The 14805-nt window shown below is 38.8% G+C and carries 20 protein-coding genes and 1 pseudogene; 4 read left to right on the forward strand and 17 right to left on the reverse strand.

Features of this window, described 5'->3' with window-relative positions:
* The 3 genes from AC52RT_RS13115 to AC52RT_RS13125 form a co-directional block, all read left to right on the forward strand.
* On the forward strand, positions 1-1651 hold a 1651-nt coding region (locus tag AC52RT_RS13115; protein WP_495541157.1), incomplete at its 5' end, for a molybdopterin oxidoreductase family protein.
* A gap of 15 nt (positions 1652-1666) precedes the next feature.
* On the forward strand, positions 1667-2155 hold the full coding sequence (locus tag AC52RT_RS13120; protein ID WP_495541158.1) for a helical membrane plugin domain-containing protein: 489 nt from the start codon (positions 1667-1669) through the stop codon (positions 2153-2155).
* 138 nt (positions 2156-2293) lie between these two features.
* On the forward strand, positions 2294-3109 hold the full coding sequence (locus AC52RT_RS13125; protein ID WP_495541159.1) for a formate/nitrite transporter family protein: 816 nt from the start codon (positions 2294-2296) through the stop codon (positions 3107-3109).
* 34 nt (positions 3110-3143) lie between these two features.
* On the opposite strand, the gene AC52RT_RS13130 is transcribed toward AC52RT_RS13125, so the two are convergent.
* A complete protein-coding gene (locus AC52RT_RS13130; protein WP_495541160.1) occupies positions 3144-3599 on the reverse strand; it encodes a YueI family protein in 456 nt (151 codons plus the stop codon).
* 286 nt (positions 3600-3885) lie between these two features.
* Here AC52RT_RS13130 and AC52RT_RS13135 point away from each other — a divergent pair, with 286 nt between their 5' ends.
* Positions 3886-4641, forward strand: a complete 756-nt coding sequence (locus AC52RT_RS13135; RefSeq protein WP_495541161.1) for a L,D-transpeptidase family protein — start codon at positions 3886-3888, stop codon at positions 4639-4641.
* Positions 4642-4941: 300 nt separating this feature from the next.
* On the opposite strand, the gene AC52RT_RS13140 is transcribed toward AC52RT_RS13135, so the two are convergent.
* From AC52RT_RS13140 to AC52RT_RS13215, 16 genes and pseudogenes are all read right to left on the reverse strand, one after another.
* Complete coding sequence (locus tag AC52RT_RS13140) at positions 4942-5421, reverse strand: metal-dependent hydrolase (RefSeq protein WP_495541162.1); 480 nt, start codon at positions 5419-5421, stop codon at positions 4942-4944.
* 33 nt (positions 5422-5454) lie between these two features.
* Entirely contained in the window at positions 5455-5751 is a 297-nt protein-coding gene (locus AC52RT_RS13145; RefSeq protein ID WP_495541163.1) for a response regulator transcription factor, read from the reverse strand.
* A gap of 208 nt (positions 5752-5959) precedes the next feature.
* The gene (locus tag AC52RT_RS13150) at positions 5960-6085 is read right to left on the reverse strand and encodes a hypothetical protein (protein ID WP_495541164.1); all 126 of its coding nucleotides are present in this window, start codon (positions 6083-6085) and stop codon (positions 5960-5962) included.
* A 179-nt stretch (positions 6086-6264) separates the two neighbouring features.
* Entirely contained in the window at positions 6265-6696 is a 432-nt protein-coding gene (locus AC52RT_RS13155; protein ID WP_495541165.1) for a MarR family winged helix-turn-helix transcriptional regulator, read from the reverse strand.
* 251 nt (positions 6697-6947) lie between these two features.
* The gene (locus tag AC52RT_RS13160; RefSeq protein ID WP_495541166.1) at positions 6948-7118 is read right to left on the reverse strand and encodes a hypothetical protein; all 171 of its coding nucleotides are present in this window, start codon (positions 7116-7118) and stop codon (positions 6948-6950) included.
* A gap of 99 nt (positions 7119-7217) precedes the next feature.
* On the reverse strand, positions 7218-7343 hold the full coding sequence (locus tag AC52RT_RS13165) for a hypothetical protein (RefSeq protein WP_268870051.1): 126 nt from the start codon (positions 7341-7343) through the stop codon (positions 7218-7220).
* 53 nt (positions 7344-7396) lie between these two features.
* Positions 7397-7966, reverse strand: coding sequence for an MFS transporter (locus tag AC52RT_RS13170; RefSeq protein ID WP_495541167.1), 570 nt, complete (start codon positions 7964-7966; stop codon positions 7397-7399).
* Between the two features lie 93 nt (positions 7967-8059).
* A complete protein-coding gene (locus AC52RT_RS13175; protein ID WP_495541168.1) occupies positions 8060-8434 on the reverse strand; it encodes an MFS transporter in 375 nt (124 codons plus the stop codon).
* A 75-nt stretch (positions 8435-8509) separates the two neighbouring features.
* The gene (locus AC52RT_RS13180; protein WP_495541169.1) at positions 8510-9160 is read right to left on the reverse strand and encodes an amino acid ABC transporter permease; all 651 of its coding nucleotides are present in this window, start codon (positions 9158-9160) and stop codon (positions 8510-8512) included.
* A 13-nt stretch (positions 9161-9173) separates the two neighbouring features.
* On the reverse strand, positions 9174-9782 hold the full coding sequence (locus tag AC52RT_RS13185) for an amino acid ABC transporter permease (protein WP_495541175.1): 609 nt from the start codon (positions 9780-9782) through the stop codon (positions 9174-9176).
* 93 nt (positions 9783-9875) lie between these two features.
* Positions 9876-10691, reverse strand: coding sequence for a transporter substrate-binding domain-containing protein (locus AC52RT_RS13190; RefSeq protein WP_495541170.1), 816 nt, complete (start codon positions 10689-10691; stop codon positions 9876-9878).
* 20 nt (positions 10692-10711) lie between these two features.
* Entirely contained in the window at positions 10712-11440 is a 729-nt protein-coding gene (locus AC52RT_RS13195) for an amino acid ABC transporter ATP-binding protein (RefSeq protein ID WP_495541171.1), read from the reverse strand.
* A 353-nt stretch (positions 11441-11793) separates the two neighbouring features.
* Complete coding sequence (locus AC52RT_RS13200) at positions 11794-12207, reverse strand: hypothetical protein (RefSeq protein ID WP_495541172.1); 414 nt, start codon at positions 12205-12207, stop codon at positions 11794-11796.
* A 209-nt stretch (positions 12208-12416) separates the two neighbouring features.
* Complete coding sequence (locus tag AC52RT_RS13205) at positions 12417-13610, reverse strand: ABC transporter permease (RefSeq protein WP_495541173.1); 1194 nt, start codon at positions 13608-13610, stop codon at positions 12417-12419.
* A pseudogene (locus AC52RT_RS13210) lies at positions 13607-14201 on the reverse strand (ABC transporter ATP-binding protein). The gene AC52RT_RS13205 and the pseudogene AC52RT_RS13210 overlap by 4 nt, the downstream one beginning before the upstream one ends.
* Positions 14198-14805 (reverse strand): efflux RND transporter periplasmic adaptor subunit (locus AC52RT_RS13215; RefSeq protein WP_495541174.1); only part of this gene is annotated, 608 nt, incomplete at its 5' end. The pseudogene AC52RT_RS13210 and the gene AC52RT_RS13215, both read right to left, overlap by 4 nt.

Consider the following 14805-nt stretch of genomic DNA (forward strand, 5'->3'; position numbering starts at 1 on the left):
AGCAGAAGGACATCCAGTTCTAGCTACACGTGTAAAACGTGCGCATAAACTTCATGGACAAAAATTAATCGTGTCTGATCTACGTAAAAATGAAATGGCTGAACGATCTGATCTCTTTGTTAGACCAAAACAAGGAACAGACCAAGTATGGTTAATGGCTGTTACGAAATACATGATTGACCAAGGCTGGCATGATGCAGACTTCATTACAGAAAACGTTAATTTCTTTGAAGATTATTCGAAGAGCCTTGAGAAATATACATTAGAATATGCAGAAAAAGTTACCGGCATTTCCCAAGCTACCATCATTAACATTGCCGAAATGATCCGTGATGCGGACGGTACATGTATCCTTTGGGGCATGGGCGTAACACAAAATACAGGTGGTTCAGATACATCTGCTGCTATTTCAAACTTATTATTAGCAACTGGAAACTACCGTCGCCCAGGAGCAGGTGCTTATCCGCTTCGTGGTCACAATAACGTTCAAGGTGCTTGTGATATGGGAACTCTTCCAGGCTGGTTACCAGGGTATCAACATATTACAGATGATGCAGCTCGTGCTAAATTCGAAAAAGCATATGGTGTGACAATTGATGGCAAACCAGGTTTAGATAATATTCAAATGCTTAAATCAATTGATGAAGGCAAGATGAAAGCTATGTTCTTAGCTGGTGAAGATATGGCACTCGTTGATTCTAACGCGAACCATGTACACGATGTTTTATCTAAACTGGATTTCTTTGTTGTACAAGATATCTTCTTAACAAGAACTGCTCAATATGCAGATGTTGTGTTACCGGCAGCTCCATCATTAGAAAAAGATGGTACTTTTACCAATACGGAACGTCGTGTTCAACGTTTATATCAAGTACTGCCAACATTGGGTGATGCAAAACCTGACTGGTGGATTGTTCAAGAAATTGCTAATCGTTTAGGTGCTGGATGGAATTACTCACATCCAAGTGATATTTATGATGAAATGGCAAGCCTCTCTCCTATCTTCAGCGGGGCAAATTATGACGTACTTGAAGGCTGGAACAGTTTCTTATGGGGCAGCCATGAAGGGGTAAGCACACCGCTGTTATATGTCGATGGCTTTAACTTCCCTGATAAGAAAGCTCGCTTCGCTATTGCTGATTGGTCGTTGCCTGCTCAATTCGAAGATCAATACGATCTTTATATTAACAATGGCCGGATGCTGGAACATTTCCATGAAGGAAATATGACGAATAAATCGACTGGTATTCAAACAAAAGTTCCAGAAATTTTTGTGGAAGTTTCTCCTGAATTAGCTGACGAACGCGGAATTAGTACTGGTTCAGTTATCCGTTTAGTTTCACCTTATGGAGCGCTTAAATTACCGGTATTAGTAACCGATCGCGTGAGTGGAAATGAACTATTCTTACCGATGAATTCAACGAAAAAGGATTCAGCAATTAACTTCTTAACAGGTCCAGCAGTCGACCATCGTACGCATACACCTGCATATAAGCAAACGAAGGTCCGGATGGAAGTTATCCAAGCAGAAGGCGGAGAATCTCCACTTCCTGCTAACAATCCACGTAATAAAAAACGTCACCCGCAAAATGGTGTTGAAGTTCAACGCAAATGGGATCGTGAAGGTTACGTGCAATTAACAAATTATTAAGAGGTGTAGTTTACTATGGCAGAACCGATTACGTTTATTAGAAAAAATGTTCCTACTGAAGAAGAAATACAACAGCAAAAGCTTGATGAGCTAAAAACATTGCTTACAGACAATGAAGAATCCCTTAATAGGATAATGGGTATTGTTGGTGAACTTAACTCAATTGGTGTTCTTGAAGCTGCTGAAAAAATGATTCTAGCAAAAGAACAAATTACTAAAATAGCATTAGGCCAAGTCACTCGTGAACCTGTAACCAATCTGATGAATACAGTCATGGGAGCAACTGGTGCTTTAATGGCTGCTGATCCTGAAAAAACAACCACTCTTGTTAAAAGTACAGTGGCTGGAATTGAATCAGGCAGTGACTTCTTAAAAACCGATAAACAAATTCGTATCCGCGACTTAATGAAAGTAATGAAAGATCCAGACATTAATCGTTCATTAGGATTTGGCATCCATTTCTTAAAAGGAATGGGCCAAGAATTAAAAAATCAAGACAAGTAAAGTAACAGATTACTAAAGATATGGATTCGGGGTTTCAGTTTTGTCCCCCGGTCCTTTTCTTTGTTATCAATTTAGGGTAATCCCCTTACTTGCAAAGGGATTATATAAATACTTTGATCAAACTTAGGAGGCAACACAATGGGATTTCAAAGCCCGCAGCAAATATCACAAATTGCTGCCGATAATGGCGTAAAAAAAGCTTCATTATCACTAACAGCTATGCTAATTTTAGGATTTTTAGGAGGAGCCTTTATTTCAATTGGTTACCTGCTTTCAATCCGAATCACTGCTGGACTTCCTCCAGAATGGGCAACACTTGGTAATTTAATCGGAGGAGCCGTCTTTCCAATAGGACTCATATTAATTGTTATCGCAGGCGGCGAATTGATTACAGGAAACATGATGTCAGTCACTATGGGATTTTTCACAAAAAGAGTCACGCTATCAAAATTAACGTCTAACTGGATCATCATTACACTAGCTAATTTCGTTGGTGCCTTATTTGTTGCGTATGTGTTTGGCCATTTAGTTGGTTTAACTGAGACAGAACCATATTTGCATAAGACGATTGCGACTGCACAAGGTAAAGTTGATGCAAGCTTTATCCAAGCGTTATTATCTGGAATCGGCTGTAACTGGCTCGTTGGTCTAGCGATTTGGATGGCTTATAGCGCTGAAGATATTTCAGGAAAAATCCTTGCTATCTGGTTCCCAATCATGGCTTTTGTAGCCATCGGATTCCAGCACGTTGTAGCCAACATGTTTGTTATTCCTGCTGCGATATTTGCTGGCAGCAGCATAAGCTGGGGAGATTATTTCGCCAACTTCGTTCCTGTATTTATCGGAAATGCGATTGGCGGTGCAATCTTTGTCACTGCCGCTTACTGGGGTTCATATCTTAAAAATGTTCCGTTAAACGAAGGAGCAAAAAATCAAAAGAAAAAAGCAAGCTAAACAAAGACGACCCCCTGGGTCGTTTTTTTAAACGCTAATTTTGCCTCTTCCCTTTCACCCAATGCATCATTTTGTAGATAAATGAACGCTTTTTTGGCTTTTCTGTTGGTTTTTGTACGATCGGTCTGGTGAGTGCAATATCTTCTAGATCAATAGCGTCGTCTACCGCAAGAACTAAACCAATCTCCGTTTCCGCTTCTTTATTCATAACTAGTTTGTAGGGAATTTTATTTTCAACTGCTGCTTCGACATATTTTTTTAAATACTCATAATCAATATCCGCATTCAGCAGCAAGGTCGACTCATTATATGTTTTCATTCGTTTAATCAGCTCTCGATAAATCGTCTTCTCTCGAACCTGTCCTTGTGTCAACACAGCTACTACACGCTCTCTGAAGGTCCCCAGGTACTTTTTACGTTCTCCGGGTTTAAGCTCCTTGGTTCCGAAAATCCCCTGTTGTAAAATATCATCTACATTTTTGTTACTCATAAGGCCCTCCCTTAGTTTCCAGGTTATTCTTATATTGTATCCTGTTTACGCCCATTTTGTGCACTCATTATTATTGTTGTAAGAAATACGTCGGAATTTCTGGGTTTATTTATGAAGCATTTTACCATGATTTGGATATATACTATTTTTATAGGTATTTTTAATGAGTGTTTTTATATAGGGGATAAAATGGATCTGAACCGCGTCTATTTTACCAAAAAAGGTATTCATCTCAGATGCGTATCATAAGATAAATAGACATATTTTTATTAAAGGACGGGGATCAATGAAGAAATTAGTTTTATTGTCTATTGTCTCTATTTTATCCTGCTTTCTATTGTTTGGGGGAAAAACAACAGAAGCCGCTTCTGGTAAAAAACAATTAATTATCATCAACAAGTCTACGAATCAACTAGCCTTCTATGAAAATAATCAGCTGCAACGTTCTTTTTCAGTTGGTACCGGACGTCAGGCATCATACACTCCAGAGGGTACTTTTAAAATTGTTAAAAAAATCGTTAACCGTCCCTATTATAAGGGAAAGATTAAAGGCGGAGATCCAAGAAATCCATTGGGGAAAAGATGGTTGGGTATTAATGCAAGACAAACAAAGGGCGATACCTATGCGATCCATGGAAACAGCAATCCTTCATCTATTGGGAAATATGTAAGTTCAGGCTGTATTAGAATGTATAATGACGATGTAGTATGGCTTTATAGTAAAGTAAAATACAATACTCCTGTTATTATTACTACATCTTCGAAGACATTTACCGCTATTGCCGCCTCTAAAGGCTACCAGGTAAAGGGAAATCCTGCAAGCAAAGCGGTTAGTATAGGCGGGGTATTAAAGAAAGGCAGCTCGGGGCCGCGAGTTGTTACCTTACAAAAGAAATTAGAAAAACTAGGCTATCGCGTCAACGGGATTGATGGGTTCTTTGGTCCAGCAACTGAAAAGGCCGTAAAGAGCTTTCAAAAAGCTAAGAAATTGAAAGCAGATGGAATTGTAGGCGTCTCGACTAAAAAAGCTTTAGGACTATGAACGGTAACAAACCCTGCCCAATCTGAGCGGGGTTTTGTTTTTTCCTCTCTTGGTATTTCATCCCTTCTGAATGTGTTTTATGGTATAATTTGAAGGAATGTTCGTAAGTTATTGCCATTATCTTTGTTAACAGGAGGTTTTCTCTATGGATGACGTATTAGTTCTCTCCATTAAAATTCTATTAATTGTAGGATTCATTGCTGTGTTTGCCATTCTTGGATTTATTAGAGGCGAAGAATAAACGAACCAGGTACATATAAGAAAGGCTGCATGTCTCTGTAGACATGCAGCCTTTCTTTATTATAGATAATGAATTAACACATCTTTTGAATAATACAAAACAAGTAAACTCAACAGCGCCATGACAACTGCTTCACCTTTATCACCTGTTCTTATCGTTAAGGGAAAACGTATCGTCAGTTTCAACGGGTATAGGAGTTTAATGCCGTTTTTAGTAGCCGCATCTAAAAGTAAATGACTTACCATTCCGATGAGGATTCCCACACGAATTCCTTCATTGGTTGTTAAGAAAGCAACCAGCATATTCATCAAGATTAAGAACAATAGACTATGCGTAATGGTTCGATGTCCAAAGAGCTTATTGATTAGTTTAGATAATCCTTTAAATCTACGTCCAATTTTACTGCCGCTATGGCAAATGTCCGGAAGTAAAGACCCAATCGCTCCTGCTGAAATAAATAAAAGCGGATCATATGTATTCGTATGTGTAAGGATAATGGTTGCGGCAACGCCGCCCATTAGATGTGTTTTTCCAGTCATTTTTATGTGCGCCTCTCTTAGGTGTCTTCTGAGTTAGTTGTTTGTTGTTTGATCTAAACCATTCCGGACAGCATATAACGCAGCTTGTGTGCGGTCCTGAAGGCAGAGTTTTGAAAGAATATTAGATATATGTGTTTTTACGGTCTTTTCTGTAATAAAAAGTGCGGCCGCTATCTCCTTATTGCTTTTACCTAAGGTAATTTCCTTAAGTACTTCTTTTTCTAGTTGTGTTAATTCCTCAATAGGAGAATGTTCTTTTTGTCCTTGCAGGGATGATATCAGACTGGATGTGACTTTAGGGTCAAGTTGTTTCTCCCCTTGATAGAGCATTCTTCAGCGTGTTGCGTAAGTCCGTTCCGGCATTTAACGTTTCTGAAATCTCTTTTAAAGCGATTAACTCTTTTAAATGCTTACTTTCATTCAAATTCCACACCTACTCACTAGATGTCTTTAATTATACCTTTTTGAAAGGCATTTTTGGAGAATTTTATAAAAGCTGTCCATGTTTTTACAAAATAAAAAAAGCATGATTATCTAGTCATGCTTTGTACAGGTTATCCGTTAAGTCAAGAAGTCGATCAATATCAAAAGTGTCAATATGTATGCAGTCATCAGCGATTTCTTCCGTGGCTGCTAAAAGCTGGTCAATATCTATAGTTGCCATCCTAGCACCTCCCACTTAGCTTTAGTCCCTAGTTGCTTTTACCCTAGTTGTCCTATTACTAAACGTTTCGAGGTATTTTTTTTATTTTTGTCGGTTAGACATGTAGTTTAATAATTGTCATCTGTTTGTTATATATGAAATTTTTTTGATATTTTTTTACAATATGCTTGCACCGCTGCTCAGTCAGCTGTATTTTGTTTGATTTTTTCCAAAACACGTGAAAAAGTAGCAATCTCTTCTTCATTTATACCTATGAGAATTTCCTCATTGAATATTTTTTCTATGAGAGGAAAAAGCTCTAGGCTAAGCTGTTTGCCGCTTTCTGTTATGTAGATTAGGAACGACCGTCTATCATCTTGGTTAGGTTTACGCTCCATTAAACGCTTTCTTTCAAGAATATCTAAAATTCTCGTTAGAGTAGCTTGATCTTTTTCAGATGTGGTGGACAACTCTTTCTGGGTAACTCCATCATTTTCCCCAAGTCTCTTTAAAACCGTCCATTGTTCTGGAGTGATATCATACTCCTTTAAATGAACACTTAGGCGGCGGAATATGTTTTTACTTGTTTGTGTGATACCTCTGCCAATAGCATCATCATAAGACTTAGTCATTAGAGGGACAATCCTTTCATTATTAAAACTATTTCAATCGTACCATTAAAAGCGTTCAACTTCTATTTTCATATTTTATTTACCTGCACCTGTGTTATACGTCAATTAAACGAAGGGATTCTCCGTGATCAGCTGTCAGCGGTGTAGGAGATGTACCATCAATCCAGAAGAATATTATAGTAAAGCATGATCTTCACCATCTCCAGATACGTTGTGATGCCAATTATCCGGCATATCCTTATTGAATTGTACTAAAAAACATGTCTGTTTTGATATTGTTTATAGGTCAGCTTGTGTTTGTTATTAAAAGAATACTGTCTAATCGATCCTACCACCAGAAAAAGAAAGAATCCGATCACCAATGCTAAGATGATAAAGAAAACCACAAAGAAGGGTTCAAAACCTGAATCAATCTCGCTCATAAATAGGTCCTCCGTCCTGTTTTTATTAACTCATATACAACAAAAGAAGATACCCAACTACGATCAGCTGAGTATCCATGAGCAATCTTGCTCTCGGTATTAAAAAAGCTGTTCTACGTATTCGCTGGAACCGTCAGTAACGGGTTCAGTCATTTGTTCAATTGTTAGAAGTTGTTTAGCGCTTTCAATTGATTGTTTATTAGTCTCCTGAATTGTTATTTCCATCCCATCCACCTCGGTATAGTCTATTCAAAGCAGGGCTTGGGTGGTGTCATGAATCAAATCAATGTATCTTCTTCGTAATACATTGATTTTGAAGGATTAAAGCACGCAATTAATAGAACAATTGCTAAGCCTAGCGCGGTCGCAGCAAAGAGAAAGCAAACCAGTTGGAGAGAAAAAAGTTCAGCTGCCGCTCCAACTAGCAGGGTTAGAATAATTTGTACAGCCGCTTGAATGAGTTCGGCTAGACTGCCAAATCGCCCCATAATCGATACGGGGACATTTTTTTGAAAAAAGGTGGCATATCCAGTATTGCCAAATGCCATGAAAAATCCTAGGAAAACGAATGAAAGAGTAGCTGTTATGAAATCGTCAGACAGATAAAATGAGAGATACCCAATTTGAGTGAATAGCATCCCCACCCCAAGATATAGACGTGTAGAAAGCTTGTTAGCCAATAATGCGCCGCAAGCTGCCCCTGTAAGGGCCCCTGCACCCGTTAAACTCACGATTAATCCGTAACTTTGATCAGACAAAAGTATATGCGTTTTGATAAAGGTGGCTTCTTGAGAATCTAATGAAAAATTAATGAGCATGGTGATTTGAAACAAAAAGTAAATAAGCATGAAATACTTCGTTCCTTTTGCAAAATCAGCGATAACTTGATTAACATAGGCAAACGGATGGGTTCATTCCTTTGCTCAAGATCGTTTTCTCTGCTAACTTGGGACAAGTTTGGTAATGTAGACGGAAGAACTAGGGCCAAAAAAAGCACCTGCAATACTAATAAGTAACAACACGGAATAAATGGACCATAATGATGACATAAAAGGGATAACAAAGATGAGTATCCCTCTGATTATATCGACAGTTATCATCACCCGTCGTTTGTTAACCCTGTCAATTAGACTGCCTGCCCAGGTATTTGTCAGTAAGATGGCAATAGGCCTGATGACATAAAGACCGGCTACTGCCGCAGCAGACTCTGTTAAATTCAAAATAGATATGTTTATCGCAATCAAGTAGATCCAATTTCCTAAATTAGAGATACCGATTCCGCTAATTAGTAAAATAGGATATTTCCAGTTGCCCATGTGGTCCTCCTTCAGAGTTGACGCTCAAGAATAAAGCGGAAAAAAATCCGGCTCATATAATCTGAGCCGGGTGGTTTAGATTTTTTTAGCTTCTAGGCGGCGGGATATAACCGATAACGTGTAATTAACCGCAAAATACATAAAGGCGATAAATAGTAAGATCGGCGCGAGATATCCAGAGTTTTGACCATAGATAACCTGTGCATGATGAGTAAGTTCTGGCAGAGAGATAATGACACATAATGAAGTATCCTTCAGCAGAGAAATGAACTGACTGACAAGAGGCGGTACCATACGGCGTAATGCTTGTGGTAAAACGATATACCGAAGGGTTTGGAAATTACTTAATCCAGAAGAGCGTCCCGCTTCAATTTGACCTTTGTCAATTGAGTTAAGTCCACTTCGGATGATTTCAGATATCATTGCTGCTTCAAATATTGTCAGTGCAACAATGGCAGCAGGAATCTTCTCCATACTTATACCGATTTCCGGCAGTGCAAAAAAAGTAAATAGGATAATTAAGAGTAAGGGAAGGTTCCGAATCGTCTCAACCATTACCGCAAATACTTGCGAAAGAATAGGAACCTTAGCAAAGCGGACGGTTCCTACTGCCCCCGCAATAAAAAAGCTCAAAATAATAGCGAAAAAGGCAACTTGAAGGGTCACTCCAAAGCCTTCTAATAAGAATTTAATATTGACCCATGTATAAGCTCCAGCAAAATCCATCGTTATCCCTCCTTCAATTATTCTTAGCCAGGCGTTTTTCCAGTTGCCCTACGCCAAGACTTAAAGGAATGGTAAGGACTAAATAAAACATAGCGACAAAGATATATGTATCAAAAACGACAAATGTTCTTGCTGAGATTAAATCAGCTTGATACATTAATTCTCCACCGGCAATGACAGCTATAATCGATGAATTTTTTACAAGATTGATAAATTGATTACCTAGCGGCGGAATAACGATTTTGATTGCCTGTGGCAAAATAATATTCCACATTGTCTGCGGATAGGTAAGTCCTGAAGACCTTGCTGCTTCCATCTGGCCTTTAGGTACGGATTGGATACCAGCACGGATTGCCTCAGCGATAAAGGCCGCCGTATAAATGGTTAACGCCATTGTCCCTGCAGCTAATCCAGGAATTCTGAATACGAGAAAAATAAAGAAAGCAATGATCAGCAGTGGAATGTTACGGATAAATTCTACATAAGCCGTACCAAGCCAATTGATTGGCTTAAATGGAGCAATCCGAAAAATAGCAATTAAAATTCCAAGCACTAAGCTGCAAATAAGAGCAATCAGACTAGCAATAATCGTATTTTTTAATCCTTCTAAAAACATATCCATGTTGTTCGTAAGTATCGAAAAATCCAAATTTCATCAACCCCTCTAACGAATCAGGATGAGCGGTTTTCGCCCATCCTGCAAAGCTTGACTAATTTAATTATTAGCTTTAATCCACTTAGCTTTAATTTCATCATACTTTCCTGAATCCTTTAGAGCTTTCAGCGCCTTGTTTAGTTCTTTTACAAAATCCTCATTCCCTTTTTTAACAGCAATGCCGTATGGTTCTTCTGTAAAAGTGCCCCCAACTAATTCATAAGAAGGATCTTCATCAACCATCCCGTAAAGGATTGAGTCATCCGTTGTTAGTGCATCCCCTTGTTTTGCTTTCAGAGCCGCAAAGGCCTCTGTATAGTTTTCGAATTCAAGAACGGTGGCATCTGGTGCTTTTTCACGGATATTTACGGCTGAGGTGGACCCTTTAACGGCTAGTACCTTTTTGCCCTTAAGTGTATCAATTCCTGTAATATCACTGCCCTTTTTAACCAACAATGATTGTCCAGCATCAAAATATACATCGGTGAAATCTACTTCTTTCTTACGTTCCTCAGAAATCGTCATCGTAGCGACAATAGCGTCGATTTTTCCTGTATTAAGAAGCTGAATTCTCGTTTTTGAGGTTACTTCTTCAAAGGCAACTTTCGTTTCATCCCCAAGGATTTCGTTTGCCAGTGCTTTGGCGATATCAATATCAAAGCCTTCAACTTCACCCGTACCTGGATCTTTTAATCCAAATAGACGAGTGTCATTTTTAACGCCGAACACAATTTTATCCTTATCTTTAATTTGTGCAAGAACCCCTTCATCCCCGCTTTTTTTACCACCTTCATCTTTCCCGCCGCATCCTGATAGAACTAGTGCAGCCATTAGTGGAACAATTGCTAATTTCACCCATTTGTTTTTTACAAACATATTCGTACCCCCTGTTTTTTTTAATGATTTAAAATACGACTGAGAAATAGTTGTGCCCGTTCTTCCTTCGGGTTCTCATAGAATTCAGCCGGAATTGCTTCTTCTAAAATTTGTCCTTGGTCCATAAACACGATTCTGTCTGCCACTTCTTTGGCAAACCCCATTTCGTGTGTGACAACCACCATGGTCATTCCCTCTAAGGCTAGTGCTTTCATAACATCAAGCACCTCACCAATCATCTCAGGATCCAGGGCAGAAGTTGGTTCATCGAAAAGCATGATTTCTGGATTCATGGCAAGCCCTCTGGCAATAGCTACACGCTGCTGCTGTCCACCTGATAGCTGGGCAGGATATGATTCCGCTTTTTCAGAAATGCCGACTTTATCTAGATATTTTCTGGCAATTTTCTTCGCTTCTTCCTCCGATTGACCTAGCACTTTCATGGGGGCAAGGGTGATGTTTTCTAGCACAGTCTTATGTGGATATAAGTGAAAATGCTGAAACACCATTCCGATTTCTGTGCGAAGTTTATTGATATCGGTCTTTTTGTCTCCAACTGAGAGATCATTAACGGTCAACACACCATTTGAAATGGTTTCTAAGCGGTTAATGCAGCGAAGCAGGGTACTCTTACCTGATCCAGATGGACCAATTACCACAACGACTTCCCCTTTGTTAATGGTAAGATTAATATCTTTTAACACATGGAAGTCGCCAAAGTACTTGTTCACTTTTTCAAAATTGATCATACGTTCTCTCCTTTCAAAGCAAAAATATATGTATGGTTCTCATTATTCACTAATAAAAAACTTTTATTTTCTTATTTTGTGAATTTTTTAAATATAGTAAATTATATTCATATATTTGATAATTAGTCAATCTTGACTTTCTAAGTTCTTATGATACTAGAATATCTTCGTTTTTTATAATTCGACATAAACCTTTAAAATCCTGTATTTTATATGAATTTATATGGATATATTTCAACTAGTAAGTTCTTACTCTATTAGTTTATGCAGACTTGTACGCGATATTTCCTTTAGACGCTGGTAATAAATTTTACCTACAAAAAAACAGCCTCATCGTGACGGCTGTTTTCCTCTTATTTCTCCAACTTTGCATCTTCAAATGGTGCGTAGTATTGATTCTTTGGTGCAAGCATGTCAGTATCGGATGCCCTTTGTTCCCCATTAACCGTATAGTGTCCGGTTGGAAAGAAATCGAACAAACCGCTGTTTTTGTGGAGTTCTAAAAAATATTCATACAAATCATCCATTAAATCCTCATGTTTTTTGCATTCTATGATATCGCCGCATTCATCTAGTTCAAAGTTTTCATCAATGGCATCTTGAAGTTCTACATGGTTAGATGCGGTTATATACAAATCCACATCTCCGCACTCCATGCATAATAAGTAGCCTTTTTCACGTACTTCATCATAAGTCTCTTGTACGATATCTTTTAATAATTTATCAATCTTTTCTTGGTTTTTTAATGTCATGTTTGTTTGCAGCATACGCTATCCTCCCAATCCCATTTATCAAACTGCTATGAGTATTTTGTTCAAGACTCCTCTATTGTAAAACTCTTATGCAAAAAAATCATATTATAGGATTCTAGATTAGACATACTTCTTGCAGAATTTCTTTTAAAAAAGTGAATTTAGGAGAATTTTAGCTGTTTTTGCGCTTTCCCAAGAAATAATTACCCATTAACTCTTATAGTTTACTCATAACGCAATGACTCAATTGGGTTAAGTTTCGCTGCCTTATTAGCTGGAAGAAGACCAAAAATAATTCCAATGATCATCGAAAATACGACCCCGCCAAGTACTACTTGCCAAGAGATTAAGGAAGGCCAGCCGGCAAAGAAAGAAATTAGAGCGGATGTACCCCACCCAATCAATATACCCACTATCCCGCCTATTAATGTTAAGGTCATTGATTCGATTAAAAATTGGGTAAGCACCTGTTTCCTTGTTGCTCCAAGAGCCATTCGAATCCCAATTTCTCGTGTCCGTTCTGTAACGGATACAAGCATGATATTCATAACACCGATACCGCCGACGAATAAGGAAATACCAGCTATACTTCCGATGATTAACGTCATGATGTTGGTAATCTGTCCTATGCCTTGGGCAATTTCCTCCATATTAATGACTTGATAGGAATCCTCTGTACCATGAAGAAGATTAACCTTTCTGGCAGCTGTTTGCCCAATCTGTTTAATTTGGTCTGCAGACTCTGTTTGTAACGTTATTTGCGTAATTTCATTTTTTGCAAAAATAGTTTTCCAGGTGTTGTTGGGAAGGTAGGCTTCAACTGATCCGAAAGCTAATAAGCCAGTTGGTTTCTCTAATACACCAATGATTTCAACAGGCTGCGCACCAATTCGAATAATTTCTCCAATAGGTGATTTGCCTTCAAAGAGTTCTTCCTGCATAAAGGAACTAATCAGAGTAACTCGGCGGCCGCTGATGAAATCTGATGCTGAAAATCCTCGCCCTTTTGCTATTTCAATATCATTTACATCGAGGTTAGCTTGGTTTATACCAATTGCCGAGCTGTCCGATGTTTTTTCACGAAAGCGAACTGTTGAAAAGGCAGAGCTCGTTGCCACAACCTGCTTTACACCTGGAATGGTTTCCAGAACACGAATATCCTCTTGGGAAAAGGGGGCTTGATTATAGATGTTAGGATTGGCAGCAATTTCTTCGTTCGATGGCTGATAAAACAGTTCAATCGTGTTGCCTGAACCGGCAATTTGTGATTTCAACATTGCTTCCCCGCCTTGCCCGATTGCGACAACGATAATAACTGCTCCAACACCAATAATAATTCCAAGCATTGTTAAAAGTGATCGCAGCTTATGAGCCTTTAACGAACTAACTGCCATGAGCAGATTTTCCATTACGCTCATGTGATTTCTCCTGATTCAGAGATAATTCGCCCATCTCTGACGGTAATGGCCCGCTTTGCATAAGAGGCAATTTCTGCTTCATGTGTAACAAGGATAATGGTAGCTCCTTCATCATTCAACTTCGAAAACTGCTCCATAATTGTCTCACTTGTTTTTGAATCCAGAGCTCCAGTTGGTTCATCCGCTAGAAGTAACTTCGGCTCATTAACAATGGCTCGGGCTATTGCAACCCGCTGTTTTTGACCACCCGAAAGGGCATTTGGCAAATGGTCCATTCGATCAGCTAGTCCAACTTTTTTTAAGGCTTCTTCGGAACGATCTCGTCGTTCATTCTTCGAGATACCGGCATAGATCATCGGCAGTTCAACATTTTTCAGTGCCGATAACGTTTTCACCAGCAAAATAATAATTTCCGCTCGTTGGTGTATCCAAACAGCCGATCAAATTCATTAGTGTCGATTTACCTGAACCTGATGGACCCATGATCGCTGCAAATTCGCCTGTCTGAATGGTCAGATTGATGTGTGATAAGACATGTAGATCTTCTTTTGCTATTTTATAGGATTTGATAATATTTTCCATGATAATCATTGTATATCCACTTCCATACCTTCTTTTACGTTTGCAGCATCTGCAGCCACTCTTTCCTTACTTGAAACACCGCTTATTACTTCCAGCTTATCCTTCGCCGTAATCCCAATGGTCACTTCCTGTTTAGCGGCGTCCTGATTCTTTAGTTTATAAACGTACTGTTTTCCCTTTTCTTCAAATACTGATTCCATGGGCACAACTAGTGCTTCTACTGATTCTGATTCAATTTCCATAAAGAGCTGGAACCCAGGCTTCAAAATATCATTGCTTTTCAACTGAACGGTGATAGGATATTGCACAGCTTGTTCACTTCCCTGTAGTGTTGTATTTTTATCAGGGAGTGCAGCGATATGTGAGATTTCCCCAAACCACTCTTTATCTGATACAGCGTCAGATTTTAATGTAACAGCCTGCTTATTCTTTACTTTAAGCGTGTCATATTCTGAAAGGACCCCTTTTACCACCATGCTGTCAAGACTGCCTATTCTGATAAAAGGCTCGGCATTCTCTGGAAAACCTTCTGCTTGGGCTTGATCAATCGACAGGATAGTTCCTGTGATTCGACTACTAATGGTTAACTCTTTTTGTTGTTTTCTAAGTTTTA

Source organism: Peribacillus sp. (genome assembly GCF_059453735.1).

Coding starts and splice junctions, on each gene's coding strand:
- AC52RT_RS13120 (WP_495541158.1), top strand. CDS start 1,667: ATGGCAGAACCGATTACGTTTATTAGAAAAAATGTTCCTACTGAAGAA.
- AC52RT_RS13125 (WP_495541159.1), top strand. CDS start 2,294: ATGGGATTTCAAAGCCCGCAGCAAATATCACAAATTGCTGCCGATAAT.
- AC52RT_RS13130 (WP_495541160.1), bottom strand. CDS start 3,599: ATGAGTAACAAAAATGTAGATGATATTTTACAACAGGGGATTTTCGGA.
- AC52RT_RS13135 (WP_495541161.1), top strand. CDS start 3,886: ATGAAGAAATTAGTTTTATTGTCTATTGTCTCTATTTTATCCTGCTTT.
- AC52RT_RS13140 (WP_495541162.1), bottom strand. CDS start 5,421: ATGACTGGAAAAACACATCTAATGGGCGGCGTTGCCGCAACCATTATC.
- AC52RT_RS13145 (WP_495541163.1), bottom strand. CDS start 5,751: ATGCTCTATCAAGGGGAGAAACAACTTGACCCTAAAGTCACATCCAGT.
- AC52RT_RS13150 (WP_495541164.1), bottom strand. CDS start 6,085: ATGGCAACTATAGATATTGACCAGCTTTTAGCAGCCACGGAAGAAATC.
- AC52RT_RS13155 (WP_495541165.1), bottom strand. CDS start 6,696: ATGACTAAGTCTTATGATGATGCTATTGGCAGAGGTATCACACAAACA.
- AC52RT_RS13160 (WP_495541166.1), bottom strand. CDS start 7,118: ATGAGCGAGATTGATTCAGGTTTTGAACCCTTCTTTGTGGTTTTCTTT.
- AC52RT_RS13165 (WP_268870051.1), bottom strand. CDS start 7,343: ATGGAAATAACAATTCAGGAGACTAATAAACAATCAATTGAAAGCGCT.
- AC52RT_RS13170 (WP_495541167.1), bottom strand. CDS start 7,966: ATGCTTATTTACTTTTTGTTTCAAATCACCATGCTCATTAATTTTTCA.
- AC52RT_RS13175 (WP_495541168.1), bottom strand. CDS start 8,434: ATGGGCAACTGGAAATATCCTATTTTACTAATTAGCGGAATCGGTATC.
- AC52RT_RS13180 (WP_495541169.1), bottom strand. CDS start 9,160: ATGGATTTTGCTGGAGCTTATACATGGGTCAATATTAAATTCTTATTA.
- AC52RT_RS13185 (WP_495541175.1), bottom strand. CDS start 9,782: ATGGATATGTTTTTAGAAGGATTAAAAAATACGATTATTGCTAGTCTG.
- AC52RT_RS13190 (WP_495541170.1), bottom strand. CDS start 10,691: ATGTTTGTAAAAAACAAATGGGTGAAATTAGCAATTGTTCCACTAATG.
- AC52RT_RS13195 (WP_495541171.1), bottom strand. CDS start 11,440: ATGATCAATTTTGAAAAAGTGAACAAGTACTTTGGCGACTTCCATGTG.
- AC52RT_RS13200 (WP_495541172.1), bottom strand. CDS start 12,207: ATGCTGCAAACAAACATGACATTAAAAAACCAAGAAAAGATTGATAAA.
- AC52RT_RS13205 (WP_495541173.1), bottom strand. CDS start 13,610: ATGAGCGTAATGGAAAATCTGCTCATGGCAGTTAGTTCGTTAAAGGCT.